Below are 24,175 nucleotides of genomic sequence, written 5' to 3'. Positions count from 1 at the left end.
GGGTTCCGTAACAATCGGAACCCGGGTGTCGCCGTCGTGCGTTAACGCCCCCAACCAGGTCGCAGCTGAGCGCGTTTTGAGCACTGAAAACGCGCTCAACTGCGACTCAGTTGGGTGGGGACGCGGCGGAGGCAGACATCGGATCATTCGTGGCTACTATTGGTCCATGGCTGTCACAGACGAGGCGATCAGCAAGATCAAAGACATGCTGATCCGCGGGGAACTCAAGGCCGGCGATCGACTTCCGCCGGAAAAGGAACTGAGCGAGCGGCTTGGCCTCTCCAGGAGTTCCCTGCGCGAGGCGGTCAAAGCCCTCGAACTGATCCGCGTGCTGGACGTCCGCCGCGGTGACGGAACCTACGTGACCAGCCTCGACGCCAAGCTGCTCAACGAAGCCGTGGCGTTCGTGGTGGACCTGCATCAGGATAGGTCCATTCTGGAACTCTTTGAGGTCAGGCGGATCCTTGAACCGGCTACCGCGCACTTGGCCGCGGGCAAAATGACGCCCGACCAACTGCTGGCCCTCCGGAGCACCATGGACGGCATCAACGAGAACACGGACGTCGAGGAACTTGTGGCCCATGACCTCGAGTTCCACAGCATCATCACCGAAGCCGCGGGAAACGACTACCTCGGCAGTCTTTTGGAGGCCCTGTCCAGCAGCACCGTCCGGGCACGGATCTGGCGCGGACTGACACAGGAAAAAGCTGTGGCCCACACCTTGGCCGAGCATCACGCGATCGCAGACGCGCTGGAGCGGGGAGACGCCGAACTGGTACGCGCACTGGTGACGGTGCACATCAGTGGCGTGGAGAACTGGCTGCGGCAGGCGCTTTAACCCTCGGCCAGAGGGGTGACCGCCAAGCCGTAGGTCCGGATCGCGGTCTCTTCGAGCACGGCATCCTGCTCGGACGGGCTCAGGGATGACACCAGTTCCAACAACACATCCAGCGTCCTGCCATAAGGGGCCCCGAGGGTACTGACCGGCCAGTCGCCGCCGATCATCAAGCGCTCCGGCCCGAAAGCGTCCACAGCGGTGTCGAACAGCGGCCGCAGGGTCTCCGGTTCATACTCAACGCCGGGCAGGTGGAGTCCGGAGAGTTTGGCCACGGCATTGGGCTCCCGGCCTAGGGCTCGGAAGTCGGCGCGCCACGAATCCATGACGTCAGGATCGCCGAACGGAGGCTTGCCCAGATGATCCAGGACAACGGTCAGTTCCGGGAGGTCCCGGGCCAGCCGCACTGCAGCTTCCAGATGCCGCGGAAACGCATCCGGAACGTCAAAGGCGAGCCCCCGCGCTGACACCATCGCCAGCGACTCACGAACGGCGGGCAGGTCAAGAAAATCAGCCCGCGGATCATCATGGATCAGATGCCGCACGCCCCTAAAGACGGGCTGGGCACCGAAGCGCGCCAACTGCTCCGCGGCCTCGGAAGGCGAATCCAGCCGGATCCAGCCCACCACGCCCAGCACCCAAGGATTCCGTGCAGCTACGGCCAGCATGGCTTCGGTGTCGGCAACGGTGTCGTCGGCCTGGACCAGCACCGCTCCCCGAACTCCGGCGGCCTCCAGCCTCTCGCGGGCTTCGTCCTCACCGAAACTCCGGTAGAGCGCACCGTGCTGCGGGCCGAGCCATCCATAGGGGCGCACTCCGCCGGTGACGATGGAATCCACCGTCCACAGGTGCAGATGCGAGTCAATCACGCCCGGCCGCCTCCAACGCGTCCCAGAGCTCCTCCGGCACGGGCGCTTCCATCCGGGATGCGTTCGTGGCCACCTGTTCAGGAGAAGTGGCCCCAGCGGTCACGTTCACCACAGCGGGATGCCGCAGCGGGAACTGCAGTGCCGCCGTCGGAAGTTCCACGCCAAAGTCGCGGCAGACAGCCGCCAGACGCCGCGCCCGCGCCAGCACGTCCGGGGGTGCCTGCTGGTAGTTGTAGTGCGCGTCCTCGTGGACTTCGGGCCGGGCCAGGAGGCCCGAGTTATAGGCACCAACGCTGACGACGCCGGTGCGGCGCTCCACACAGCGGTCAAGCAGCGGAACGCCGGGCTGCTCAAGCAGGGTGTAGCGGCCAGCCAGCATCACGAGGTCGAGGTCGGCGGATTCGACGCATTCCAGCGCAGCCTCGGCCGAGTTGATTCCCACACCGATGGCCCTGACCATTCCCTCGGAGCGCAGCTTCTCAAGTACCGGGAGTGCCTGGGAGATGCCGGCGTGGAGATCGTGGACGTCGGGATCGTGGAGATAGGCAATGTCCACGTGGTCCACGCCAAGCCGTTCCAGCGAGTCCTCGATGCTGCGCCGGATTCCCTTCTCGGAGAAGTCCCACGCGCGACGCGTGGTGGCGGGGACATCGAAGCCCTCTGGGTCCTGCCCACCGGCGGCGTTGGGCTCCAGCAGCCGGCCCACCTTGGTGGAGATGACAAATTCGTCGCGGGGCTTGTCGCGGAGAACGGCACCCAATCTCTGCTCGGACAGGCCCAGGCCGTAGTGCGGAGCGGTATCAAAGTAGCGGATGCCGGCGTCCCAAGCGGCTAGAACGGTGGCGAGCGCTTCCCCGTCCGGAATGGCCCGGTACAGGTTCCCGATGCCCGCACCGCCGAAGCCAAGATTGCCCAATGTGCCCGGGTCAAGTGAGTTCATGGCAGTTCCCATATCTTCTGGATACCCGCATCCTCCCCCGAGTAATCATCCTGGACCGCTAAAAGTTCAGCCATCCGTGCCTGCCACGGCACGTTGGCGGGGTGGTCGGCGAGCGCGTGCCGCATGGCTTGGTAGTTTTCGACGTCCACCACATGGAAGAGATCCAGACCGCTGCGCCAGATCCGCCAGTTCTTCACCCCGGCCTCTTTGAGAGCCGCCACCAGTTCGGGCGGGATGTGCGCGTGGGCGTCGGCGTATTCGTCCTCGGTTCCCGGCTTGAGCTTGGTGTGGAGGGCGATGCTCTCAGCCATGGACGGCCTCTTGCCGGAGGGCTGAGGGCTTCAGGAAAAGTTCCAGCACTGGCACCGCGACATCGGGTTTTTGAACGGGAAGCTTGATGGTGAGTGTTCCGGGTGGTTGGCCGCCCGGGGTCATGTTCATGGCTTGCTGGGCGGGGTCCAGTTCCCGCAAGAACACCTCCGAGGCGTCGTTCAGCAACTGCGCGTATTCCACCTTGCCGGCGAGGTCCGGCAGGTGTACGTATTCGAAGGGCCACGCAAAGAGGTGGACGTACAGCCTGTCACCACGCTGCGTGTAACGGGCATCCGTCGGCGCGGTAAAGGACGAGGCTCCGGCCCCGTAGATGGCGCGCGAGTGCAGTTTCATCCATTCACCAATGCCCTCCAGCGAACCCAGCGCCCGCGGATCCAGGCTGCCCCTTCCAGTGGGGCCCACGTTGAGCAACAGGTTGCCGCCCTTGGACACACCATCCACCAGCATCCGGATGAGCAGGTCAACGGGCTTGTAGTTCAGGTTGTCCCTGTCATAGCCCCAGCTGCCGTTCAGCGTCTGGCAGGCTTCCCAGGTGACCGGTTCGCCGTCGACCATCATGGGGCCGGCAGGCTGGTACTGCTCCGGCGTGACCAGGTCTCCCGGGATTTCCAGGCGGTCGTTGACCACAATGGCTGGCTGCAGCTCCCGAATCATGGCGAGCAAGGCGTCTGAGTCCCAGTCTTTCCGGCCTTTGCCGCCCCAATATTCCTCTTGGTGTCCGCCTGTGTAGGAGAAGTCGAAGAACAGGTAATCGATGGTGCCGTAGTTGGTGAGGAGCTCACGCACCTGGCCGTGCAGGTACTGGCGGTATCGGTCCATGTCACGCCCGGCGTTCAAGCTCTCGACGTCGGCCGCATTGCGTTGGGGATGGACCCCGTCCACGGTGAAGTCCGGGTGGTGCCAGTCGATGAGTGAGTGGTAGAAACCGACCTTCAATCCCTCGGCCCGGACCGCTTCCACGTAGGGGGCGATCAAGTCCCGGCCGGCGGGCGTGTTGGTGGCTTTGTAGTCCGTCAGGGCGGAGTCCCACAGACAGAAGCCATCGTGGTGCTTGGTGGTGAGGACCACGTACTTCATCCCTGCGTTGCGTGCGGCCCGGGCCCACTCATGGGGGTCATAGAGGTCCGGATCGAAGCGCCGGAAGTACTTGGAGTACTCCTCCACCGTTGTTTCCTCTTGGTTCATCACCCACTCGTGGCGTGCCGGCAGGGCATAGAGGCCCCAATGCACGAACATGCCAAAGCGTGCCTCCTCGAACCAAGGTGCGTGCTGGATCAACGGGATTCCTTCCATACGGGGCCGTTCGGAAAGCTGTACGCGGCCAGTGTTTCACGGAGCATTTCGTTTCCGGCTCCAGGATTCGACGGCGGCCAGTACGCGCCGTCGTGGACGTCAACGGGTGTGATGAAGTGTTCATGGAGGTGGTCCACGAACTCGATGGTCCGGCCTTCCTTGGTGCCGGACACGGCGATGAAGTCCACCATGGACAGGTGCTGCACGGCTTCACACAGGCCAACGCCACCTGCGTGCGGACACACTCTGACGCCGAATTTTGCAGCGAGCAGGAGGATGGCGAGGTTCTCGTTCACTCCTGCCACCCGGGCGGCATCGATCTGCAGGACCTGCAGTGAGCCGGCCTGCAGCATTTGCTTGAACACCACCCGGTTCTGCACGTGTTCGCCTGTGGCCACGGGAATCGGGGCTACCCCGCGGGCGATGGCGGCGTGGCCCAGGATGTCGTCCGGGCTGGTGGGCTCCTCAATCCAGGCGATGTCATAGGGGGCAAGGTGGGCCATCCAGTCGATGGCTTCGTGGACATCCCAGCGCTGGTTGGCATCCACGGCAATCTTGATGTCGGGCCCAACAGCAGCGCGTGCCGTCCGTACGCGGCGGATGTCGTCCTCCAAAGAGGCACCTACCTTCAACTTGATCTGGGTGAAACCATCGGCAACGGCTTCCTTGGCCAGCCGCGTCAGTTTCCCGTCGCTGTACCCCAGCCAGCCCGGCGTCGTGGTGTACGCGGGGTAACCCTCGGCGCGAAGTGCCGCCTTCCGCGCTTCCCTGCCGGGTTCGGCGGCGCGTAGGATGTCCAGCGCTTCCTCGGGAGTAAGTGCGTCGGTGAGGTAGCGGAAGTCAACGAGTGCCACGAGCTCTTCCGGCGTCATTCCGGCCAACAGCTCCCAGAGCGGCAGCCCGGCACGTTTGGCCTTCAAATCCCACAGCGCATTGACCACGGCTCCGATGGCCATGTGCATGACACCCTTCTCGGGGCCCAGCCACCTGAGCTGGGAGTCATGGGCCAGCAGCTTCCACGTGGCTCCCATGTCAGCCAGCAGCGCCTCAACATCAGCGCCGAGGAGGTGACCACGGAGCGCGTTGATCGCCGCCGTTTCCACCTCATTGCCCCGGCCGATGGTGAACACGAAGCCGTGGCCCTCGTGTCCATCCCCGGCATCAGTGCGGATGATCAGGTATGCCGCGGAGTAGTCCGGGTCCGGATTCATGGCGTCGGAGCCATCCAGCTCAAGGGATGTTGGAAAGCGGATATCGAACGTATCCATTGCGGTGATGATGCTCATGCGGCTCCTGAAGTGCGTCACGATTCTTCACCGAGCCTAAACATCCGATGTCTTGCTTGTCAATGGGTCACATTTCCGTATTATGGGGGAGAACACCACACTAGAGCTCGGATGTTAGTCCCGAACACGGAGGAAGCCATGACCTTGAAATTCGCCAGGCTGGGTACGGCCGGAAACGAACAACCGGCCGTCATCGCCCAGGACGCCGACGGCACCGAGAAATACTTCAGCCTCATGCCCCTGACCCAGGATATCGACGGCGGATTCCTCGCCTCGGATGGCATCGAGCGCACCCGCGAAGCCCTGAAGAGCGGGGAACTTCCCGAGATCTCCCCCGAAGGCCAGCGCATCGGTGCGCCGGTTGCCCGCCCGGGTGCAGTGGTGGCCATCGGCCTCAACTACACCGCCCATGCTGCCGAGTCGGGTGCCACACCACCCGAGGTTCCTGTGGTCTTCCTCAAGCCCACCAACACCATCGCCGGACCGTTCGACGCCGCTCCCATCCCGCCGTCGTCGGAAAAGTACGACTGGGAAGTGGAACTGGCCATCGTGATCGGCCGGGAAGCGTCATACCTTTCCTCAGTCTCTGAGGCGGAAGCCTGCATCGCCGGTTACGCCGTGGCGAACGACCTCTCCGAGCGCGCCTACCAAATTCCCGGTGCTGCGGGACAGTGGACCAAAGGCAAGTCCCTCCCCGGCTCCACTCCCCTGGGCCCGTGGCTGGTCCCGGCCTCCGAGATCGACGCAAGCAACCTGCGCCTCCAGACCTTGGTCAATGGCGAAGGCCGCCAGGATTCCAGCACGTCGGACATGATCTTCGACCCGGCCACCATCGTGCACCACCTGAGCCAATACATGGTCCTGGAGCCGGGAGATGTGATCATCACCGGGACCCCCGAGGGCGTTGCACTGTCCGGCCGCTTCCCCTTCATCCAGCCCGGCGACATCGTGGAGTTGGAGATCGAAGGACTGGGACGCCAGCGCCAGGAGTACTTCAGGGCACAGACCGGTTCCGTGTCCGGTGCAGCCGCTCCCGCCCACGTCAACGCCTGATGGCAGCCGCAGCGCCCTCGGTGGGCAACGATTTTGAGGGCCTCGCAGCCCTCGTGACCGGTGGTGCCTCCGGCATCGGGGCGGCCATCGCGGACCGCCTTGCTGCCGGAGGCGCGCAGGTCGCCGTCCTGGACCTTGCCCCGGAAACCAGCACGCACTTTGGTGTCCAGTGCGATGTGGCCGATGACGCGTCGGTGCGTGCCGCCGTCGACGCCGTTGTGGCGCAATTTGGCCGGCTGGACATCGTGATCAACAACGCCGGAATCGGCGCCCAAGGCGACATTGCGGCGAACGACGACGACGAGTGGCTGCGCGTCCTCAACGTCAACGTGGTGGGCATCGCCCGCGTCAGCCGCGCAGCTTTGCCGTATCTGCGCGAATCCCCGGCAGCGGCGATCGTGAACACCTGTTCCATCGCGGCCACGGCCGGACTCCCGCAGCGTGCCCTGTACTCGGCGTCGAAGGGTGCAGTGTTGTCCCTGACGCTCGCCATGGCAGCAGACCACGTCCGTGAGGGGATCCGCGTCAACTGCGTCAATCCCGGCACCGCTGACACCCCCTGGGTGGGACGGCTGTTGGATTCCGCTGCCGACCCCGCCGGCGAGCGCGCCGCCCTCAACGCCCGGCAGCCCCACGGCCGGCTGGTTGACGCCGCAGAGGTGGCCGGCGCCGTCGCGTACCTTGCGAGCCCGCTGTCAGGCTCGACGTCGGGAACCTCGCTGGCGGTCGACGGCGGCATGCAGGGTTTGCGGTTGCGTCCAGTGCAGTAGGAGTTTCGTAACGCAACGGGCGTGCAACGTCCGGCACCGGTGGTTCGCCTATGCTCAACCTCAAGGAATCAACGGCGACTCACTTAGCAAACTCAGGAGCATCACCCATGAGCAACTGGCGCATCAGGGACTTCCATTCGTCCGATCTCGATGGCATCCTTCACCTCTGGGAGTCGCTCAAGGCCGACGGCGTGGAACCGGTGTACGCGTTGTCCGAAGTCCTCGCTTCCTGCGAAAAGGACCACGCCGTGGTGGCGGTGCAGGGCGATCAAGTGGTGGGCGCCGCCGTCGGACGCGCCGCACACGACCAAGGCTGGATAGTCTTCCTGGCCACGCTCACCGAGTTCCGCGGCCGCGGCATCGGCACCTCGCTGCTGTCCGCCGTCGAGAACCGCATGGCCCCGCACGGCCTCAACAAGCTGTCCGCGCTCATGCCTGAAACCGAAACCCGCGTGGAAGCCTTCCTGGGGCGGGGCTTCGTGGTCAAGAAGAACCTGCGCTATTTCGAGCGCACCATCCCCGTGCAGCGGCAGGAGTTGGAGCCATTGAGCCTGCTCGGTGGCCGCATCCTTGCCCGTGATCTGTGGGAAAACGTTGCTGGCATGCGCCGCGAGAAGGAACTGCTGGAACGACGGCTGGTGCTTCCCTTGGCTGAGGCCGACCTCGCCGACGAATATGGCGTGGTGCCCCCCCGCGCCGTTGTGCTGTTCGGTCCGCCGGGTACGGGAAAGACCACGTTCGCCAAGGCCATTGCCTCGCGTCTTGAGTGGCCGTTCGTGGAAGTCTTCCCGTCGCGCTTGGCCGCTGACCCCAAGGGCCTGGCGGGCGCCCTGCGCGAGACCTTTCTGGAGATCGCCGAGCTGGAGCACGCCGTGGTGTTCATCGACGAGGTTGAAGAGATCGCATCGCAGCGTGCCGGCGATCCGCCGTCGCCATTGCAGGGCGTCACCAACGAGCTCCTCAAGATCATCCCGGCCTTCCGCGAACAACCCGGCCGGCTCCTGGTCTGCGCCACCAACTTCATCCGCGCCCTGGACACCGCATTCCTCCGCCACGGCCGGTTCGACTACGTCATCCCCATCGGCCTCCCGGACGTCCACGCCCGCGAAGCCATGTGGCAGCGCTTCATCCCCGCCACGGTGGTGGATTCCGTGGACATCGCCCAGCTGGTGGAACGGACGGAAGGCTTCTCGCCCGCCGACATCGAGTTCGCGGCCCGCAGCGCCTCCCAGCGCGCTTTGGAAAAAGCAGTGTACGACGACGGGGCTGCTTTAGGCGGTTCAGCCAGCGCTGCGTCCGGGGCCGGGTCCGGGGCCAGGTCCAACGGGCGCAAGGGTCCCGAGACACAGGACTACCTCGACGCGATTGGTGACACCCGCACCACCGTGAGCCCCGAGGTGCATCAGGACTTCCTCGAGGACATCGACGTGCTGGGGCGGGTGTAACTCCTTCCCGTGGGATCGCCGGAACGCTGCGGGTTCGCCGGAAGGCTGCGGGTTCGTCGGAGCTAACCGGCGATCCCGACGTATTCCGGCGATCTCGGCGTGGAGGCAGGGGCAGCGGTAATCTTTGAGCCATGTCCTCGAATCCCCTTCGCCATGCGCTGTCCCGCATGGGCGGCCGCGATCCCCATGAAAAGCACCGCACAGCAACCCCGCTGGAGCTCTTCTTCGACCTGACCTTCGTCATCGCTTTCGGTGTTGCCGGCAACCAGTTCGCCCATGCTGTGGCGGAGGCGCACTTCTGGCCGGGCCTCCTCGCTTTCTCCTTCGCCATGTTCGCCGTGATCTGGGCCTGGATCAATTTCACGTGGTTCGCCAGTGCCTACGACACCGATGATTGGGTGTTCCGCGTAGTGACCATGGTGCAGATGGTGGGCGTCCTCATCCTGGCCATGGGCATCGAACCGGTATTCCACTCCATCATCGACGGCAAGCACGTGGACAACTTCATCATGGTGCTCGGCTACATCGTCATGCGGGTGGCCCTGATCTTCCAATGGTTGCGCGCAGCCCGCCAGGACCCGGCACGTCGGGACACCTGTTTGCGCTATGCGAAATACGTGGCAGTCGTCCAGATTGGGTGGGTGGCGGTCCTCTTGATCGACGCCAACGTCCTCACCACTTTCCTGATGGCAGCTCCGCTGTTCGTCATGGAGATGGCGGGACCTTACTTCGCGGAACGTAAGATCCGCACCCCGTGGCACGCTCATCACATCGCGGAAAGGTACGGGCTTCTAGCCATCATCGCCCTGGGCGAATGCTTGATTGGCGCCATTGAAACCCTGCGCGCCATTGTTGCTACCCACCAGTGGTCCATGGATGCAGCACTGGTTGGACTGAGTGGCACCGGGTTGGCCTTCGCCATGTGGTGGATCTACTTCATCCTGCCCTCAGGCCCGGCATTGCATGTCCAGCGGCACCGTTCGTGGGTGTTTGGCTACGGGCACATGCCGGTCTTTGCAGCTATTGCCGCCACCGGTGCGGGCCTGCACGTTGCTGCCTACTTCATCGATCATGAGGCACATATCCCGGCTGCTGCTGCCGTGGCCTCAATCGCCATCCCCATCATTCTGTTCAAGGTCTCGCTCAGCACGCTGTACGGGATCCTGCTCGGCATGGACCGGGAACACCTCTTGAGCTCCACACTGGTGGTGCTCGGCTTGGCCGCAAGCATCGCCATGGCGGCAGCGGGCGTCTCCGTACCGGTGTGCATGCTGGAAATGATGCTGGTCCTGGGCCTGTCCATCGCGTACGACGAACGACGCGGGCACAAGGGCCGGGCTGCGGCACTCCGTCGACTGTAAACCGCCGCGGGCTAAGGCACTCCCCTGCGTTGCGGGGCCCGCTCTACGCCCCAAACCCCGCATCAAGCACGCAGAGCAGGCCTCACAACTCACCCAACTCTCGTTGCGGGGCCTGCTCTGCGCCCCATTTCGTCGCCGAGGCACGCAGAGCAGGCCCCACAACGGGCGCGCATGAGTTACTCGGGAGCGATCTCGTCCAGTTCCTCGAGCAGGTATGGGTTGATCCGTTCCAGGATCATCCTGACCTCGTCGCGGGGAACGGCCGTGTACAGCACAGGCCGGGCGTCGGCGTAGCGGGTGACCGGCGGCTTTTCCGGCCACTTCTCCGCAAGGGCCTGAACCCGTTCCGGGAGCGAGTTGTGGGCGTTGTCCGCGATCTTCACCAACGTGGCGTCGTGATCCTCCGCAACGAAACGGATGCCGGCGTCGTAATCATCCGGATCGTCGTGGAAGCGCCTGGTGACGCGCTCGATGATGTCCACCGCACGCTCGGAAACTCCCATTTCCAGCAGGGCCTGCCGGGTGATGGGTGTGTCCTCGGCGATGTCGTGAAGGTAGCCGGCGATCTGGATGTCCTCGTCAAAGTCGGCCAGAGCATCGCCTACTGCCAGGACATGCTCGCGGTACGGGCGCTTGAGCTTGTCCTTCTGCCTGTTGTGGGCCACCTCCGCCAGGACCTGGGCTGTTTCTACAGTGAAGTGTGGTTCGGTCATGCTGGCCTCCGGGTTGAACATGGGACCAACGGCGATCGATCCCATGTTCAGGCTATCGGGTGTTCCGGGACAGGAAGCGCCGTGGACGTGTTCTACCAGTCCTGTACAGCGCGGGCTGCGATGGCGACGGTGACAGCCCTCGGCAAGCGCTGGGCAAATCCGGCCGTCACCCGGTTGACCCACCCCGAGACGACGCTGCCGGGTGTGTCCTTGCGGTCGAGCGCCCTGAGCGCTGTTCCGACAACCTGTTCAGCGGTCTGCATTTTGCCCACTGCTGCGGACTCACCGCCGACGACGTCGAAGAACTCGGTGCGCGTCGCCCCGGGGCAGAGGGCCAGGACGTTCAATCCGGAGTTCTTGGTTTCGTGGGCCACGGCTTCGGTGAAGCTCAGGACGAAGGCCTTGGTGGCGCCGTAAACGGCCATGCCGGGAATGGGCTGGAAGGCGGCGGTGCTGGCGACATTCACCAAGGCACCTTTCCCGGAGACGAGCAGTTCCGGCAGGAAGGCCCGGGTGATGTCCACCAGGGCGGCCACGTTCAAGGAAATCTCAGACGCAATAGTGTCCGGATCTTCCTCAACCAAAGGACCGTGGGTACCGAAACCCGCGTTGTTGATCAAAGTGTCCACACTAATCCCGCGGCCGGCCAGTGAGTCGAAGAGCTCGCACCCCACGCCTGCACGGCCCAAGTCCATGGGGAGCACGGTCACCGTGATTCCGTGGCGGGAGCGCAAGTCCTGGGCCAACTCCTCCAGACGGTCTGCGCGCCTGGCCACCAGGACGAGGTTGGCGCCCCGGGCAGCAAATTGTCCGGCGAACTCAGCGCCGAGGCCGGAGCTGGCACCTGTAATGAGTGCAGTGGTACCTGCGTAGGTCATGGTCATGGCGGAATCCCATCCGTTGAGTCGGAGACTGATGTAGTCGCTGTCTACATGGTAGGCAGTGTCTACTTTGTTGTCAATGACTACATTGGCTTAGACTTATCCCATGACTGCCCAGCCCTACCACCACGGCAAACTCCGGGAGGCCCTCTTGGAGCGCGCCATGGAGACTATTGAAGAAGCCGGCGTGGACGGACTCTCACTGCGGCAGCTGGCCCGTGATGTCAACGTCAGCCACGGTGCCCCGGCCAAACACTTCCGTGACAAGCAAGCCCTGATCGACGCCGTGGCGCTGGCTGGCTTTCAGTCGATGAACCGACTCATCCGGGATGCCACCCAGTCCGGCGATGACCTCCGCGACCGCTTCGTCCGCGTCGGCAAGGCCTACGTCGACTTTGCCGTTGAGCACCCCGCCTTGCTGACAGTGATGTACTCCACCAAACACCACCCCGATTCCAGCGAGGAACTGCGCAACACCGGCGCGCAAGGAATCCACGTTGCCCAAGCCATGATCGCCGAGGCCCAGGAAGCCGGCGTCCTGGCCGACGGAGACCCCGGGACACTGGCCATGGTGTGCTTCGTAAGCCTTCACGGGACCGCGCTGCTGGCGGCCGGCGGGCACTTGGACGGGACTTCAGTGGAGGACGTAGTCACCGCTACCACCGACACCCTGTGGGCAGGCATGGCGGCTGGAGTCCCGTCAGCCCAGCCCTCCTCTACAACGCAGCTCAGCAGCTAAGCGGCGAGCCCGGCAATCACTTCCCTCACCGCCGCACTCAACTGGAAGTTGCGGCAGCCCACTCCCCCGGGCTCCGCCTGCTGGGGCACGTACCCAAAGCCGAGTTCATACACAGGGTCCGCGAACCCCAAAGATGCGCTGGCGCCGTCGTGCCCGAACGCCCGGTAACTGCCGAACGGCATCCGAGTGTGGGACTTCATGAACACCGTGGCGAAGCAGCCGGTCTCCCCAAAGACGCGGTCGATTCCGAAGACCTGCTCGCTGGTCACCGCACGAATGGTCTCCTCCGTCAGGAGAGGGGGAGCAGCGGGTTCGCCTGCCAACCCGGTCAGCGCTGCAGCGTAGATCCTTGCCATCCCTTCCGCGCTGGCCACACCAGCGACCGAGCTCAGCCCCGCAGCCCGCACCTCCCGGATGTTGGGCAAGTCCAGGATGTCACCCACGGCAGAGTTGGCCGCAAGGCCGACGTGGCTGGCAGGATCCACCCACGGCCACGACGGATCGGCAGCCCAGCGGAAGGGTGCGAAGCGGGCCTCTTCGGCGTCGGGCAGGCCAAGGTAGAAGTGGGCTCCGGTCACGGCCCGGATCCGCTGTTCAAAGACGTCCTGGAGCGTGGAACCGGTGATGCGGCGGCACAGCTCCTCCATGAAGATACCGATGGTCAGCGCGTGGTAGCCGAAAGCAGCGCCGGGTTTCCATAGTGGCGGAAGTTTGGCGAGCTTGGCGGCTGCAAGCCCGGAGTTGTTGACCTCGTGGAGGGTGAGGCCGCCTTCCACCCCCAGGAGCCCGGCCTGATGGGACAAAAGCTGCGCAACGGTGATCGAGGCTTTCCCTTCGACACCAAACTCCGGCCAATACTTGGTCACCTCGGCATCAAGGTCCAAAGTGCCGTCCTGAACCAGCAACGCCATCACCAGGCCCGCCATACCTTTGGAACAGGAGAAGACGCCCGTAACCGAGTCCGGGCGGATATGCGGTCCGCCGCTGAGGTCCAGCACTTTGACGCCGCGATGGTAGGCGGCGACTTGCGCCGAATAGTCCGGATCCTGATCAAGGAAGCTGCCGAAGAGCTCGGCGACGGGTTCGAAACCTGGGGCGATCACCTGTGCATGCATCCAGACAGCCTACGTGCTGGGCTGTTCAGGGCCGGCGAGTTTTCCACACCCACGGCTCTTTGGGGAGGCTCCGGGGGTGGAAGTACGGCAGCGCCTCCCCCAAGGTTCCGGCCGGCAGGCCCACCGATTCAAGGATCAGGTTGCGGACCCTGTCGGCAGTAATTCCGACGGCGGCGAGGTCGCCCAGCGTGACCGCACCGTCGCGCTTTGCCAGCCTCGCGCCGTCGTGGTTTACCACCAGCGGAACGTGGGCATATTCGGGAATGGGCAGGCCCAGCAGCGTCGCCAAGTAGGCCTGCCGGGGGGTGGAGGGGAGGAGGTCGTCGCCGCGCACCACCTGATCGATTCCCTGGGCGGCGTCGTCCACCACCACTGCCAGATTGTAGGCGGTGACTCCGTCATTCCGACGCAGCACAAAGTCATCCACCACGCCCACATAATTGCCGCGCAACTGGTCCTCAACAGCCCACTCAGAAACGTCCGCTTGGAGCCGGATCGACGCCGGACGTGACGCGCGCCGGATCTCCCGTTCAGCCTGGGACAACCGCCGGCACGTCCCTGGATACGCGCCCTGCGGCGCATGCGGCGCCGACGGTGCTTCCTGGATTTCCCGGCGGGTACAGAAGCATTCATAGGTGCGACCATCAGCGGTGAGGCGCGCAATCGCTTCGTCGTAGAGCGCCGCGCGCTCAGTCTGGCGTACGACGGCGGCGTCCCACCTGACGCCGACGGCCTGCAGGTCGCGGAGCTGCTCCGCTTCGGCGCCGGACCGGGCCCGGTCCAGGTCCTCCACGCGCAGCAGGAAGTCCCTGCCAGTGGACTTCGCGAAGAGCCACGCCAGGATGGCCGTACGGAGATTGCCGACGTGTAGTTCGCCGGAAGGGCTCGGGGCGAAACGGCCAGCTGAAGTCATGGTCCAAGCCTATGTGGCTGTGTTGCCCGGCGCCCGCCGGCAACCGGGCACTGCGGCCGGGAACCGGGCAATGCAAGAGCCCCTCAGCTACCGCAACGATCCGGTGGCTCAGGGGCTCTTACTGTGCTGCCCGCACGATACGGGCGAGTGCAGAATGACAATGCTGTGAACAAGAGTCAATCAGCGGCTGCTTCCTTGCGGGAAACCTGTGCAGGGATCCGGGTGGTGTTCCGGATGCCTGGTGCCTGCGGGGTCCGGCGGTCGCCTTGCCCTGCTTCGTTGTCACCATTTGAGCAGGAGACATACAGTTGGTGCAACGGACACTAAAAAGAATGGTCGATCTGACCAGTCTGCTCGAAAAACTTGGACAGGAAGTGGTCACTTTGCAGGAACTCGACGCGACGGACCGGCGAATCCTGGCCGCCCTCGATGACGATCCCCGGGTGCCCATCATGGTGTTGGCCCAGAAGCTRCATCTCGCGCGCGGCACTGTGCAGTCCCGCCTGGAACGGATGACGGCCGCCGGGGCCCTGCGACCGAACAGCAGCCGCGTCCTGCCGTCGGCCTTGGGGCGCGGCGTAGCTGCTGCGGTCAGCGCCGAACTGGACCAAAGCCATTTGAACGAAGCCATCGCCGCACTCCGGGACATCCCCGAAGTCCTCGAGTGCCACGCACCCGCCGGCGATACCGACCTCATCATCAGGGTGGTGGCCAAGAGCCCGGACGATCTTTACCGTGTGTCCGAGGAAATTCGCCTGTGCCCCGGAATCGTGCGCACGTCCACCAGCATGTTCCTCCGCGAAGTGATTCCCTACCGGACAACGGGGCTGCTTGCGGAGTAGGGCGGAATTAGACGGGCGGGCCGATGTTGGTTTTCAGGTTCTTCATCACCAGGGTTGATGTCAGGCGTTCCACGGCAGGAAGCGCCGCGAGTTCGTCGTCGTAAAAGCGCTGGTAGGCGGGCAAGTCCGCGGCAATGACTTTCAACAGATAGTCAGGAGAGCCGAACAGCCGTTGCGCCTCCACGATGTTGGGGCTCGCTGTTACGCGCTCCTCGAACTCCGCCATGATGGTGCGTTCCACCTGCTTGAGGGTGACAAAGACAATCGCCTCAAAACCCAAACCCACGGCAGCAGGATCGATGTCGGCACGGTAGCCGCGGATCACCCCTGACGACTCCAGATCCCGCAGCCGCCGATGGCATGGAGCCACGGTCAAACCCACCTTTGAGGCAAGGGCTGTGGCCGTCATTCGGCCGTCCTCTTTGAGGTGGCGCAAAATACTTCTATCGATTCCGTCAATCACGCAATAATCTTACCCAAGATACGGGATTCAGGGCTAAAAATGGGAGCACTTATGGGCGGATTTTTCCTAGAGTTTTCCTACCAACTACCTCTGGAGAGATCGTGAATCCGCAGCTGTTCCTCGCCTTCATGCTGGTGGCCGTCAGCTTGGCGTGCACCCCCGGCGTCGATTGGGCATATTCGATCTCGGCAGGCCTCCGCCAACGCAGCTTTGTTCCCGCAGTGGCCGGCCTGTGCAGCGGGTATGTCATCCACACATTGCTGATGGCGGCAGGCCTGGCCGCGCTGCTGGCAGGAGTTCCGGGACTCCTGGGATGGCTGACAATCGCCGGGGCGGCGTATTTGTTATGGCTCGGCGTCTCCACCATCCGCTCATGGCGAGGTGCGAGCTTCAGCGCGGAAGCCGGCGTCGTGCAGTCCGGCAACCAACTCCGCACCTTCCTTCAGGGCATGGGCACCAGCGGTATCAACCCCAAGGGCCTGCTCTTCTTCATCGCGCTGGTACCGCAGTTCGCCAGCCCCGAGGCAGCACTGCCCGTTCCGGTCCAGTCAGGTTTGTTGGGCCTGACCTTCGTGATCCTGGCCGGGGCGGTCTACACCGGCGTGGCGCTGACGTCCCGGAAGCTGCTGGCTTCCCGGCCGGGCGCCGCACGGATTGTGACGCTGACCAGCGGGATCATCATGATCGGACTGGGGACAGTGCTGTTGTCGGAGCAACTCCTCCCGCTGTTGCTGCAGGTGCAGCCAGCGGGCGCTTAGGCAGCAAGCAGTTCGTCCAGACGCTCGTATCCTTCGATCACCCCATAGTCCATCCCGGTGGCCAGTGCCATGTCGCGGGCTTCCACGGAGGGGTAGACCTCATGCGCAACCATCCGGGTCCTGCCGTCGATTTCCTCGAAGGTGGTGGTGCTGATGACCACCTGGTTTGGCGCGCCTTCGAACTCCACTGTCTGGATGATCAACGCGTCGGCTTCAACGGTATGGAAGACGCCACGGAAGCCATACATTCCGTTGTCGTCGCCGCTTTCGTAGCGCCAGCTGCCTCCAGTGGTGGCGTTGTATTCGGTAATCTTTGTTGCCGTGCTGCGCGGGCCCAGCCACTTGGCCAGGAGGTCCGGGTCAACGTGGGCTTTGAAGACCGCGCTGACGGGAGCATCAAATTCGCGAACTGTGTCAACGAACGGGACGCCGTTGTCAGCGGTGATTGTTGTTGGATTGCTCATGTCAGTTCCTCTTTCTTCTGTGCTGCTGTGTTTTCTTTTTGTCGGTGCGAGGTGCCTGCCCCCAGCAGTTCGTCCAACTGTCGGAAGCGGGATTCGGCGATCAACCGGTAGTTGTCAATCCAAGCCGTCAATCGCTCCAAAGCTGCTGCGTCCAAATGGACCGGCCTGCGCTGGGCGTCCCGGGACCGGGTTACCAAGCCCGCATGCTCCAGGACTTGAATGTGCTTGGAAACCGCCTGCTTGGTAATGGCGAATGGTTCCGCGAGCTCATTGACAGTGGCGTCCCCCCGGGACAGCCGGGCTACCATGGCCCGCCGCACCGGATCCGCCAACGCCATGAAGGCCCTGTCCAGGGTGTCTGACCCCAGAGCATCGTTTTCCATCGCCACTTCAACCCTTCGTCATCAACCAAGCTCAATCAACCTATTCGTTGATCAACCGCTTGGTTGATTAAGAGACTACGCTCAACCCGGAGAAGGCGCAATGGTTTTTATTCGCCGCCCAGCTGCCTGAAGTCGTTCTCCCAAAGACGCCGCATTTCCGCGTCCTTGCGGATGACCTCCAGCGTCTCCAGCTCAGCCGGCGGAGCAGGGCGCTTGGACCGCGGAGTCAAGGTACGGCGGCCTTGGTCAAGTGCCACGAGTGCCCTGTCGGTCAACGCATCATTCTTCAAAGCGAGGTTGGTCTTCCGCCGCCGGAGGACTTCCTTCAACGCAAGCTGCGCGGATTCGACGTCGCCCCTGGCCCGCTGGGAACGCGCACGGATCAGCAAAAGGGCAGCCGAAAGGTCGTCAGTGTTCAGCAACCCTTCGGTCCACAGCACCACGTCCCGGTGCCGCTCCAGCGAATACGCCGCCGTGCAGCGCGCCAAGGCAGAAGGCAACGACGGCGGCAAGCCCACCACTGCTTCCAACGCCGACTCGGTCATCCCCATCTCCCGGAGGCAATGGGCCAGCGCCAGGAACACGGATTCCTCGCTGAACAGAACCGGAACCTCAATACGTTCCGCTACCTCGACTTTGGTGACCACCTGCCCCAGGTATGTTGCCGAGAACTGGCTGGCGTCGTCGTCGATCCTTGTCGTCAAGCCGCGCTGCAGCAGTTCCGAAGCCCTCAGGAAGCCGCCGTGCTTGTACGCGAGCAAGCCCGCCATCACGTGGCATAAGCCGGCCCACCCCGGATTCATGCGGCCGAAAGCGAGGAGCCGATCCGGCTCCGCGGAGGTGAACACGGCCTCGTGCATCGCCTTGGCAGTCTTGGAGGACAGCATCTTCAGCCGCGGGACATTGCCCACCAAGGACAACCTCGCGTGGTCACGGCCACTGAGGACGCCGGACAGCACGTCATTGACGCCGTCGGCAAGGCCTCGGACCGAAGTGCGGACGTAGCCCTCCCGGAAAGGCGTGAGATCGCGGGTGTCATGGAAAATCGTGTGAACACGTCCGTTGGGAACCTGGCTCATGAATCCATGCTAGCCGCCGCTGAACTGGGGCCATCCCCTGCTATCGGAGGCATTTCAGGAGTATTATGGCGGCGTCGGCAAGGTTTTGCGACAACCCTTGCCGCAGGTCGGCTCTCCATGAGAAGAGCCGGGTAACAGCGTGAAAGGGAGGACTGATGACCACCGCTTCGCACCCCGCCGAACACCACCACATGATGGGGTTGACGCTTCGCAACACCGCCATGGGCGTTGGCGTTGTATTTCTGCTGGTTGGTGTCCTGGGCTTCATCCCGGGAATCACCACCAATTTCGGCGCCATGACCTTTGCGGGACATGAATCCGGCGCCATGCTGCTTGGAGTCTTCCAAGTGTCCATACTCCACAACATCGTTCATCTGCTGTTTGGCGTGGCCGGCTTGGCCATGGCAAGGAACGCACGCATGGCCCGCCTGTTCCTCCTGGGCGGCGGCGCCGTGTACATCGTTCTTTGGATCTACGGCCTGGTCATCAACCAGGAAACAGGCGCCAACTTTGTCCCGTTCAACACCGCTGACAACTGGCTGCACCTGATCCTTGGCGTTGCCATGATCGGCTTGGGTGCCTGGCTGGGCAGGGATGCCATGGACGAAACAACCACAGCGCGACGGAAGATGTAGGTCCTTCCGCACGTCGAGTAAAACAACGACGGCGACCGCTCCCCTCAGAGGGGCCGGTCGCCGTTCTTCTTTCGCCGAGATGCCACCTAATGACAATGTTTGCGCTCCGGATTGTCATTAAATGCAGTCTCGGCGCGCGTTTTTAAGCGCTCGACGGCGGGTACCCGGCTCAGCGCGGGGCGCGCCCGCCCAGCCGGGTGGTCACCTTCGCAGCGGCTGCGGCGCAGGCTTCACCGAGGCTGTCCAGCGTGTCCTGCGAAACGCGGAACTTTGGGGCCGGGATCAGGACTGAGGCCACCATGTTGCCGCGATGGTCGTACACGGGAGAAGCCACACCCACTTCCTCGATGGATGTCTCACCGAAGTTCACAGCCCAGCCACGCTCCACGGATTCTGTCACCCGTGCCAAGTACGCCTCGATGGCATCCTCGTCCAGACCAGGGAGCGTGATGGAGCCGCTGCGCAACAACTGACGCACCCGGTCCTGGTTCTCCGCCCCAAGGAACACCTGCACCGATGAACTCAGGGCTTCGTGGTACCGGGCACCCAGCGGTGCGAGGTGTTTGACCTGGTGCCGGCTGGGGATCTGCTCCACACACATGGACTCGTTGCCGTTCCACACCATGAGCGCACTCGTCTCCCCTGTCCGCTCAGTAAGTTCGCGCAGCACAGGGTAGGCAACGCGCCGCTCTTCCAGTTCCGCCAGGAGTGGGCCCGCCATGGCGATCATTCCCAGCCCCAAGCGGAACCTGCGCGAATCGACGTCGCGCTCTACAAGGTTTTCCTGTTCCAGCGTCGCAAGTATGCGGGAGACGGTGCTCTTGTGAAGGCCAATTCGCCCGGCAATTTCGGTGACTCCCAGAAGGGGTTCGTCCGCGCTGAAGCTTCGCAGCACGGCGATGGCGTTGACGATGACCGAGGTGCTCTTGGTATCGCCGTTGGTGTTGCTGCTATCAGGAGCGTCGTTGGATTCCGAGGGAGTCATGGGTTCACTATATTTCGCTGCGGCAGGGGGTTTCGCTGGGGAAGGCCAAACGGCCGGTGGACACCACGCTGTGTCCACCGGCCGGGTCACTAGGCTCCGATGATGTTGTACTCAGGGCCGAACGGGAACTTGGTGATGTTCTCGGCGCCGTCATCGCCGATCACCAGGATGTCGTGCTCGCGGTAGCCGCCAGCACCCGGCTGGCCATCCAGCACCGTGATCATCGGTTCCATGGAGACCACCATGCCCGGCTCCAGAACGGTGTCGATGTCCTCGCGAAGTTCCAGGCCCGCTTCGCGCCCGTAATAGTGGCTCAGCACGCCGAACGAGTGGCCGTAGCCAAACGTGCGGTTGGCCAGCAGACCGTGGCTGACGTAGATCTCGTTGAGCTCGGCGGCGATGTCCTTGCAGACGGCTCCGGGCTTGATGAGTTCGAGGCCGCGTTTGTGGACCTCCACGTTGATGTTCCACAGTTCCAAGGAACGGGCATCCGGTTCGCCGTAGAACAAGGTACGTTCCAAGGCCGTGTAGTAGCCGCTGGTCATCGGGAAGCAGTTCAGGGACAGGATGTCGTGTTCCTGGATCTTCCGGGTAGTGGCCCAGTTGTGGGCACCGTCGGTGTTGATGCCAGACTGGAACCAGACCCACGTGTCGCGGATTTCCGAGTCCGGGAACGTCCGGGCGATCTCGTGGACCATGGCCTCGGTGCCGATCAACGCAACCTCGTACTCGGTGATGCCTGCCGTGATGGCGTTGCGGATGGCCTCGCCGCCGAGGTCGCCGATACGGGCCCCGTGCTTGATGACCGCGATTTCCTCGTCCGACTTGATCATGCGCTGGCGCATCGCAGCCTGCGCCACATCCACCAGTGTTGCTCCGGAGAAGGCAGCCTGGATCTTGTTGCGGTTGTCCAGCGGCAGCGAGTCATCTTCGACGCCGATGCGGCGCGGGTTGATGCCGCGGGTCCGCAGCACTTCCTGGATGGCATGGATGTAGTTGTCACGCCGCCAGTCCGTGTACACCAGGTTGTCGCCGTAGCTCCGGCGCCAAGGCATACCGGCGTCGATGTTTGCCGTAATGGTGACCGTGTCATCCTTGGTGACCACCATGCCGTAAGAGCGGCCGAAATAGGTGAAGAGGAAGTCGGAGTAGTACTTGATGGAGTGGTAGCTGGTGAGGATGACGGCGTCGAGGTCCTTCTCGGCCATGATGCTGCGGAGGCCGGCAAGGCGGCGCTCGAATTCTGCATCGGAGAAAGTCAGCGAAACCTTTTCGCCGTTGTTGAGGACCTTGGTGCGCTCGAGCTTGGCGACATCGTTGACGGCCTCGTTCTGGGTGATGGTCATGGTGGTTCCTTTCAATGGGTGGGTTGTACTAGTCCTGCAGCAGAGGCTTCTTGGAAGTCTCCGTGGCGAACAGGACTGCGATGAGGGAAACTATTGCGGCGGCCACGAGGTACCAACCGGGGGCCAGCTTGCTGGCGGTCATGCCGATCAGGAGGGTGGCCATGAACGGCGCGGTGCCGCCGAACAAGGCGTTGGAGAGGTTGAAGCTGACGGCGAAGCCCGTGTACCGGACCTTCGTGGGGAAGAGTTCGGCCAGGAAACTGGGCAGGGTGCCGTCGTTGAGGGTGAGCATGCCGCCCAGAAGAATCTGAACCAGCACGATCACCAGGAAGTTGCGGGTGTCCAGCAGCATGAACGCTGGCACCGTGAGCAGGATGAAAAGAACTGATGCGGTGATGAGCATTCGTTTGCGGCCAAACCTGTCCGAGGCCATGCCCGTCAGGAAGATGAAGCCGATGTAGCTTGCCAGGGCAATGGTGGTGGCCAGGAACGATTCCGTGGCACCGAAGCCCAACTCTTCGGACAGGTACGTGGGCATATAGCTGAGGATCACGTAGAAGCCCACCGCGTTGAGCAGCACCGCTCCCGTGGCGATAACGAGTTCCTTCCGGTACGTCTTGAACATAGCCAGCGCGGGAGCCTTGACGCCGTCATCCTTCTCGGCCAGTTCACGGAACGCCGGTGTGTCCTCCAGTTTGGTCCGGATGTACCGGCCGATCAGGCCCATGGGCGCTGCGAGTAGGAACGGCAACCGCCAACCCCACTCGTTGAGCTGCTCCGCGCTAAGTACTGAAGTCAGCAGGGCGGCCAGCAAGGATCCCAGCAGTAGTCCCGCTGCGGTACTGGCAGGCACGACGGCGGCATACAGTCCGCGGCGATTGGCCGGCGCGTACTCCACAAGGAAGGCGGACGCCCCTGCGTACTCGCCGGCTGCGGAGAAACCTTGGACCACCCTTACCAGGAGGAGCAGGATGGGGGCCATCACGCCGATGGTGGCGTACCCCGGTATCAGTGCGATGCAGAACGTGGCCACTGACATCAACACGATGGAGAGGGAGAGCGCCTGCTTTCGGCCGAGTCGATCACCGATATGGCCCCAGATGAAGCCACCAAGCGGCCGCACGAAGAAGCTGATGGCAAAGACACCGAATGTCGCCAGGAGGGCTGTCTGCCGGTCTGACTCCGGGAAGAAAACTGTTGAGATGATGCCGGCCAGGTAGCCGTAAACGGCGTAGTCGAACCACTCAACAAAGTTGCCGATGAAGCTGGCAGTGACCACTCGCCGTCGAGTGTCCTTGCTGACTGTGTTGTTGGGGCTGAGGGTGTGGTTGGAGCCGTCGGCCTGTGAAGTATCCGGCTCGGCTGCCACAGAGGATTCATTGCTCATGTGTCCACCAAAATCATTGGGGTTGCATTCAACGCAACGCTGTTGCACCAGAGTATGTGTGAGCGACGCCACGGTCAAGGGTGGATCTAGACTTTTTTGAAACCCTAATAACGGACCAAGCACTCAAAAGCCGAAGAAGATCGTTGTACTCACCGCATCAGCGTTGCACTCAACGCGCCTTTCTTCTCCCGACGCTCTCTCACATCCCTAGCCCTTCACCCGATCGCTCTCTCATCAGGGCGAGGAAGGCCGACGTCGGCACTCAAGTTGGCATCGACGTCGAGCCTTCCGTTTTTGGCGGCTGCGCACGCCCCGCCGCCCAGGCGACGGGAGTCGCGGCGTCGGAGCAGATCGGCCCAATGGGCCCGGAAGATGTCAGCGGGCCGTGAAGAGGGTCAGCGCCAAGCACGAGGGATGTGAGAGAGCGACCCACCCAAACCCGAGCGAAGTGAGAGAGGGTCGGGAGGGGGCGGGGTGATCCGGCAGCGCGCGTCTAAGCGAGGAACGAGCGAGCGCGCAGAGGATGACGCCACCACCGGAAGGCGGCGCGGCTCAAGCCCGCGGGATGTGCGAGAGCGATGCGCTCAAGCACGAGTGATGTGAGAGAGGGTCAGAGGACCTTGCGGATGGTCTCTTCAAAGCTGACTACGTGGTGCAGGGCGAGCTCGGCGGCGCGGTCTTCGTCGCCGTCGGCGATGGCTGTGAGGAGGTCGGCGTGTTCGGAGATATGGCCGGACACGGAGGGCATCTTCTCGAGCATGTGGCACCAGATGCGGGTGGCGAGGTTGTCGTACCGGATCAGGACGTCTTCGAGGTGTGCGTTGGCGGAGGCCTTGTAGATGAGCCGGTGCACCTGGATGTCGTAGCGCATGAGTTCCTGCGAAGAATTGTCCTGGCCCTCGAGGTCACGGATGGCAGCCGCGACGCCGCGGAGTTCGGAGCGCATGGCGGGGCTGGCCATGCGGGCGGCTTTCCTGGAGGCGAGCGGTTCCAGGAGTTCGCGGATCTCGGAGACTTCGGCGAGCTGGGTGATGTCCACGCCGGTGGCGAAGGTGCCGCGCCGAGGGTATGACACCACGAGGTGATCGCTTTCAAGGCGCTTGATGGCTTCGCGGACGGGGGTGCGCCCGATTCCCAGTTCGGCGGCGATCTGGCCATCGTTGATGGGGTCGCCGGGCTTGATGTCCAGCATGATGAGCCGGTCGCGCAGCAGCAGGTAGGCGGTCTCCGCCAGGGACGTACCCTGCGGAACTGATTCCAGTGCTTCGAGTGCTGCGCTCATTAGTC

At 63.5% G+C, this 24,175-nt stretch carries 26 protein-coding genes; 9 read left to right on the top strand and 17 right to left on the bottom strand.

Annotation, left to right across the window (positions count from 1 at the left end):
* Nucleotides 1-166 precede the first annotated feature (166 nt).
* Nucleotides 167-838, top strand: coding sequence for a FadR/GntR family transcriptional regulator (locus tag AB4Y77_RS16455; RefSeq protein ID WP_442014653.1), 672 nt, complete (start codon nt 167-169; stop codon nt 836-838).
* On the opposite strand, the gene AB4Y77_RS16450 is transcribed toward AB4Y77_RS16455, so the two are convergent.
* From AB4Y77_RS16450 to AB4Y77_RS16430, 5 genes are read right to left on the bottom strand one after another with little or no spacing between them, the layout of a single operon-like run.
* Nucleotides 835-1,704, bottom strand: a complete 870-nt coding sequence (locus AB4Y77_RS16450) for an amidohydrolase family protein (protein WP_442014652.1) — start codon at nt 1,702-1,704, stop codon at nt 835-837. The two genes, AB4Y77_RS16455 and AB4Y77_RS16450, sit on opposite strands and share 4 nt — an antisense overlap.
* Entirely contained in the window at nt 1,697-2,644 is a 948-nt protein-coding gene (locus AB4Y77_RS16445) for an aldo/keto reductase (RefSeq protein ID WP_442014651.1), read from the bottom strand. Before AB4Y77_RS16445 ends, AB4Y77_RS16450 begins: the two co-directional genes overlap by 8 nt.
* On the bottom strand, nt 2,641-2,955 hold the full coding sequence (locus AB4Y77_RS16440) for an L-rhamnose mutarotase (RefSeq protein ID WP_442014650.1): 315 nt from the start codon (nt 2,953-2,955) through the stop codon (nt 2,641-2,643). Before AB4Y77_RS16440 ends, AB4Y77_RS16445 begins: the two co-directional genes overlap by 4 nt.
* The gene (locus AB4Y77_RS16435; RefSeq protein WP_442014649.1) at nt 2,948-4,255 is read right to left on the bottom strand and encodes an alpha-L-fucosidase; all 1,308 of its coding nucleotides are present in this window, start codon (nt 4,253-4,255) and stop codon (nt 2,948-2,950) included. The genes AB4Y77_RS16440 and AB4Y77_RS16435 overlap by 8 nt, the downstream gene beginning before the upstream one ends.
* Nucleotides 4,252-5,556: an L-fuconate dehydratase gene (locus tag AB4Y77_RS16430; protein ID WP_442014648.1), complete on the bottom strand. Its 1,305-nt coding sequence runs from the start codon at nt 5,554-5,556 to the stop codon at nt 4,252-4,254. The genes AB4Y77_RS16435 and AB4Y77_RS16430 overlap by 4 nt, the downstream gene beginning before the upstream one ends.
* 138 nt (nt 5,557-5,694) lie before the next feature.
* Here AB4Y77_RS16430 and AB4Y77_RS16425 point away from each other — a divergent pair, with 138 nt between their 5' ends.
* The 4 genes from AB4Y77_RS16425 (at nt 5,695) to AB4Y77_RS16410 (ending at nt 10,185) form a co-directional block, all read left to right on the top strand.
* Nucleotides 5,695-6,609 carry a fumarylacetoacetate hydrolase family protein gene (locus AB4Y77_RS16425; protein WP_442014647.1) on the top strand — a complete coding sequence of 305 codons (915 nt, stop codon included), beginning with the start codon at nt 5,695-5,697 and terminating at the stop codon, nt 6,607-6,609.
* Nucleotides 6,609-7,379, top strand: a complete 771-nt coding sequence (locus AB4Y77_RS16420) for an SDR family NAD(P)-dependent oxidoreductase (protein ID WP_442014646.1) — start codon at nt 6,609-6,611, stop codon at nt 7,377-7,379. Before AB4Y77_RS16425 ends, AB4Y77_RS16420 begins: the two co-directional genes overlap by 1 nt.
* Before the next feature lie 107 nt (nt 7,380-7,486).
* Nucleotides 7,487-8,824 carry an ATP-binding protein gene (locus AB4Y77_RS16415; protein WP_311212054.1) on the top strand — a complete coding sequence of 446 codons (1,338 nt, stop codon included), beginning with the start codon at nt 7,487-7,489 and terminating at the stop codon, nt 8,822-8,824.
* Between the two features lie 131 nt (nt 8,825-8,955).
* Entirely contained in the window at nt 8,956-10,185 is a 1,230-nt protein-coding gene (locus AB4Y77_RS16410) for a low temperature requirement protein A (protein ID WP_442014645.1), read from the top strand.
* A 176-nt stretch (nt 10,186-10,361) separates the two neighbouring features.
* Here AB4Y77_RS16410 and AB4Y77_RS16405 read toward each other — a convergent pair whose 3' ends face one another.
* Nucleotides 10,362-10,898, bottom strand: a complete 537-nt coding sequence (locus AB4Y77_RS16405; protein ID WP_442014644.1) for an HD domain-containing protein — start codon at nt 10,896-10,898, stop codon at nt 10,362-10,364.
* A gap of 92 nt (nt 10,899-10,990) precedes the next feature.
* Nucleotides 10,991-11,782 (bottom strand): SDR family NAD(P)-dependent oxidoreductase, encoded by a 792-nt coding sequence (locus AB4Y77_RS16400; RefSeq protein ID WP_442014643.1) that lies wholly within the window; start codon nt 11,780-11,782, stop codon nt 10,991-10,993.
* A gap of 103 nt (nt 11,783-11,885) precedes the next feature.
* On the opposite strand from AB4Y77_RS16400, the gene AB4Y77_RS16395 reads away from it, so the two are divergent.
* Nucleotides 11,886-12,518, top strand: a complete 633-nt coding sequence (locus AB4Y77_RS16395; protein ID WP_442014642.1) for a TetR/AcrR family transcriptional regulator — start codon at nt 11,886-11,888, stop codon at nt 12,516-12,518.
* On the opposite strand, the gene AB4Y77_RS16390 is transcribed toward AB4Y77_RS16395, so the two are convergent.
* A complete protein-coding gene (locus AB4Y77_RS16390; protein ID WP_442014641.1) occupies nt 12,515-13,633 on the bottom strand; it encodes a serine hydrolase domain-containing protein in 1,119 nt (372 codons plus the stop codon). The two genes, AB4Y77_RS16395 and AB4Y77_RS16390, sit on opposite strands and share 4 nt — an antisense overlap.
* Nucleotides 13,634-13,658: 25 nt before the next feature.
* Nucleotides 13,659-14,546: a tRNA glutamyl-Q(34) synthetase GluQRS gene (gene gluQRS / locus AB4Y77_RS16385; RefSeq protein WP_442014640.1), complete on the bottom strand. Its 888-nt coding sequence runs from the start codon at nt 14,544-14,546 to the stop codon at nt 13,659-13,661.
* A 332-nt stretch (nt 14,547-14,878) separates the two neighbouring features.
* Here gluQRS and AB4Y77_RS16380 point away from each other — a divergent pair, with 332 nt between their 5' ends.
* On the top strand, nt 14,879-15,388 hold the full coding sequence (locus AB4Y77_RS16380; protein WP_311212047.1) for an Lrp/AsnC family transcriptional regulator: 510 nt from the start codon (nt 14,879-14,881) through the stop codon (nt 15,386-15,388).
* A gap of 7 nt (nt 15,389-15,395) precedes the next feature.
* Here AB4Y77_RS16380 and AB4Y77_RS16375 read toward each other — a convergent pair whose 3' ends face one another.
* Nucleotides 15,396-15,851, bottom strand: coding sequence for an Lrp/AsnC family transcriptional regulator (locus tag AB4Y77_RS16375; protein WP_214822090.1), 456 nt, complete (start codon nt 15,849-15,851; stop codon nt 15,396-15,398).
* A gap of 101 nt (nt 15,852-15,952) precedes the next feature.
* Here AB4Y77_RS16375 and AB4Y77_RS16370 point away from each other — a divergent pair, with 101 nt between their 5' ends.
* The gene (locus tag AB4Y77_RS16370; protein WP_442014639.1) at nt 15,953-16,609 is read left to right on the top strand and encodes a LysE family translocator; all 657 of its coding nucleotides are present in this window, start codon (nt 15,953-15,955) and stop codon (nt 16,607-16,609) included.
* Here AB4Y77_RS16370 and AB4Y77_RS16365 read toward each other — a convergent pair.
* The 3 genes from AB4Y77_RS16365 to AB4Y77_RS16355 form a co-directional block, all read right to left on the bottom strand.
* Complete coding sequence (locus AB4Y77_RS16365) at nt 16,606-17,073, bottom strand: SRPBCC family protein (RefSeq protein WP_311212045.1); 468 nt, start codon at nt 17,071-17,073, stop codon at nt 16,606-16,608. The genes AB4Y77_RS16370 and AB4Y77_RS16365 overlap by 4 nt on opposite strands.
* Nucleotides 17,070-17,456, bottom strand: coding sequence for an ArsR/SmtB family transcription factor (locus AB4Y77_RS16360; RefSeq protein WP_442014638.1), 387 nt, complete (start codon nt 17,454-17,456; stop codon nt 17,070-17,072). The genes AB4Y77_RS16365 and AB4Y77_RS16360 overlap by 4 nt, the downstream gene beginning before the upstream one ends.
* A gap of 107 nt (nt 17,457-17,563) precedes the next feature.
* Complete coding sequence (locus AB4Y77_RS16355) at nt 17,564-18,535, bottom strand: hypothetical protein (RefSeq protein ID WP_311212043.1); 972 nt, start codon at nt 18,533-18,535, stop codon at nt 17,564-17,566.
* Between the two features lie 155 nt (nt 18,536-18,690).
* On the opposite strand from AB4Y77_RS16355, the gene AB4Y77_RS16350 reads away from it, so the two are divergent.
* Complete coding sequence (locus tag AB4Y77_RS16350) at nt 18,691-19,170, top strand: DUF4383 domain-containing protein (RefSeq protein WP_311212042.1); 480 nt, start codon at nt 18,691-18,693, stop codon at nt 19,168-19,170.
* A gap of 169 nt (nt 19,171-19,339) precedes the next feature.
* Here AB4Y77_RS16350 and AB4Y77_RS16345 read toward each other — a convergent pair whose 3' ends face one another.
* The 4 genes from AB4Y77_RS16345 to AB4Y77_RS16330 form a co-directional block, all read right to left on the bottom strand.
* The gene (locus tag AB4Y77_RS16345; protein ID WP_442014637.1) at nt 19,340-20,155 is read right to left on the bottom strand and encodes an IclR family transcriptional regulator; all 816 of its coding nucleotides are present in this window, start codon (nt 20,153-20,155) and stop codon (nt 19,340-19,342) included.
* 89 nt (nt 20,156-20,244) lie between these two features.
* Complete coding sequence (locus AB4Y77_RS16340; RefSeq protein WP_442014636.1) at nt 20,245-21,501, bottom strand: aminopeptidase P family protein; 1,257 nt, start codon at nt 21,499-21,501, stop codon at nt 20,245-20,247.
* A gap of 28 nt (nt 21,502-21,529) precedes the next feature.
* Nucleotides 21,530-22,888 carry an MFS transporter gene (locus AB4Y77_RS16335; RefSeq protein WP_442014635.1) on the bottom strand — a complete coding sequence of 453 codons (1,359 nt, stop codon included), beginning with the start codon at nt 22,886-22,888 and terminating at the stop codon, nt 21,530-21,532.
* Nucleotides 22,889-23,498: 610 nt separating this feature from the next.
* Entirely contained in the window at nt 23,499-24,170 is a 672-nt protein-coding gene (locus AB4Y77_RS16330; protein WP_442014634.1) for a GntR family transcriptional regulator, read from the bottom strand.
* Nucleotides 24,171-24,175: the final 5 nt, after the last annotated feature.

It is taken from the genome of Paenarthrobacter sp. YAF11_1 (assembly GCF_052113445.1).
Classification (GTDB): domain Bacteria; phylum Actinomycetota; class Actinomycetes; order Actinomycetales; family Micrococcaceae; genus Arthrobacter.
Note: the sequence above shows the minus strand (reverse complement) of the source record. Positions and strands in the feature narration are given on the sequence as shown.

What these genes read in the sequence shown, in the direction of transcription:
- AB4Y77_RS16455 (WP_442014653.1), top strand. Translation starts at nt 167, where the DNA reads ATGGCTGTCACAGACGAGGCGATCAGCAAGATCAAAGACATGCTGATC.
- AB4Y77_RS16445 (WP_442014651.1), bottom strand. Translation starts at nt 2,644, where the DNA reads ATGAACTCACTTGACCCGGGCACATTGGGCAATCTTGGCTTCGGCGGT.
- AB4Y77_RS16440 (WP_442014650.1), bottom strand. Translation starts at nt 2,955, where the DNA reads ATGGCTGAGAGCATCGCCCTCCACACCAAGCTCAAGCCGGGAACCGAG.
- AB4Y77_RS16430 (WP_442014648.1), bottom strand. Translation starts at nt 5,556, where the DNA reads ATGAGCATCATCACCGCAATGGATACGTTCGATATCCGCTTTCCAACA.
- AB4Y77_RS16425 (WP_442014647.1), top strand. Translation starts at nt 5,695, where the DNA reads ATGACCTTGAAATTCGCCAGGCTGGGTACGGCCGGAAACGAACAACCG.
- AB4Y77_RS16420 (WP_442014646.1), top strand. Translation starts at nt 6,609, where the DNA reads ATGGCAGCCGCAGCGCCCTCGGTGGGCAACGATTTTGAGGGCCTCGCA.
- AB4Y77_RS16415 (WP_311212054.1), top strand. Translation starts at nt 7,487, where the DNA reads ATGAGCAACTGGCGCATCAGGGACTTCCATTCGTCCGATCTCGATGGC.
- AB4Y77_RS16410 (WP_442014645.1), top strand. Translation starts at nt 8,956, where the DNA reads ATGTCCTCGAATCCCCTTCGCCATGCGCTGTCCCGCATGGGCGGCCGC.
- AB4Y77_RS16405 (WP_442014644.1), bottom strand. Translation starts at nt 10,898, where the DNA reads ATGACCGAACCACACTTCACTGTAGAAACAGCCCAGGTCCTGGCGGAG.
- AB4Y77_RS16400 (WP_442014643.1), bottom strand. Translation starts at nt 11,782, where the DNA reads ATGACCATGACCTACGCAGGTACCACTGCACTCATTACAGGTGCCAGC.
- AB4Y77_RS16395 (WP_442014642.1), top strand. Translation starts at nt 11,886, where the DNA reads ATGACTGCCCAGCCCTACCACCACGGCAAACTCCGGGAGGCCCTCTTG.
- AB4Y77_RS16390 (WP_442014641.1), bottom strand. Translation starts at nt 13,633, where the DNA reads ATGCATGCACAGGTGATCGCCCCAGGTTTCGAACCCGTCGCCGAGCTC.
- gluQRS (WP_442014640.1), bottom strand. Translation starts at nt 14,546, where the DNA reads ATGACTTCAGCTGGCCGTTTCGCCCCGAGCCCTTCCGGCGAACTACAC.
- AB4Y77_RS16365 (WP_311212045.1), bottom strand. Translation starts at nt 17,073, where the DNA reads ATGAGCAATCCAACAACAATCACCGCTGACAACGGCGTCCCGTTCGTT.
- AB4Y77_RS16360 (WP_442014638.1), bottom strand. Translation starts at nt 17,456, where the DNA reads ATGGAAAACGATGCTCTGGGGTCAGACACCCTGGACAGGGCCTTCATG.
- AB4Y77_RS16355 (WP_311212043.1), bottom strand. Translation starts at nt 18,535, where the DNA reads ATGAGCCAGGTTCCCAACGGACGTGTTCACACGATTTTCCATGACACC.
- AB4Y77_RS16350 (WP_311212042.1), top strand. Translation starts at nt 18,691, where the DNA reads ATGACCACCGCTTCGCACCCCGCCGAACACCACCACATGATGGGGTTG.
- AB4Y77_RS16345 (WP_442014637.1), bottom strand. Translation starts at nt 20,155, where the DNA reads ATGACTCCCTCGGAATCCAACGACGCTCCTGATAGCAGCAACACCAAC.
- AB4Y77_RS16340 (WP_442014636.1), bottom strand. Translation starts at nt 21,501, where the DNA reads ATGACCATCACCCAGAACGAGGCCGTCAACGATGTCGCCAAGCTCGAG.
- AB4Y77_RS16335 (WP_442014635.1), bottom strand. Translation starts at nt 22,888, where the DNA reads ATGAGCAATGAATCCTCTGTGGCAGCCGAGCCGGATACTTCACAGGCC.
- AB4Y77_RS16330 (WP_442014634.1), bottom strand. Translation starts at nt 24,170, where the DNA reads ATGAGCGCAGCACTCGAAGCACTGGAATCAGTTCCGCAGGGTACGTCC.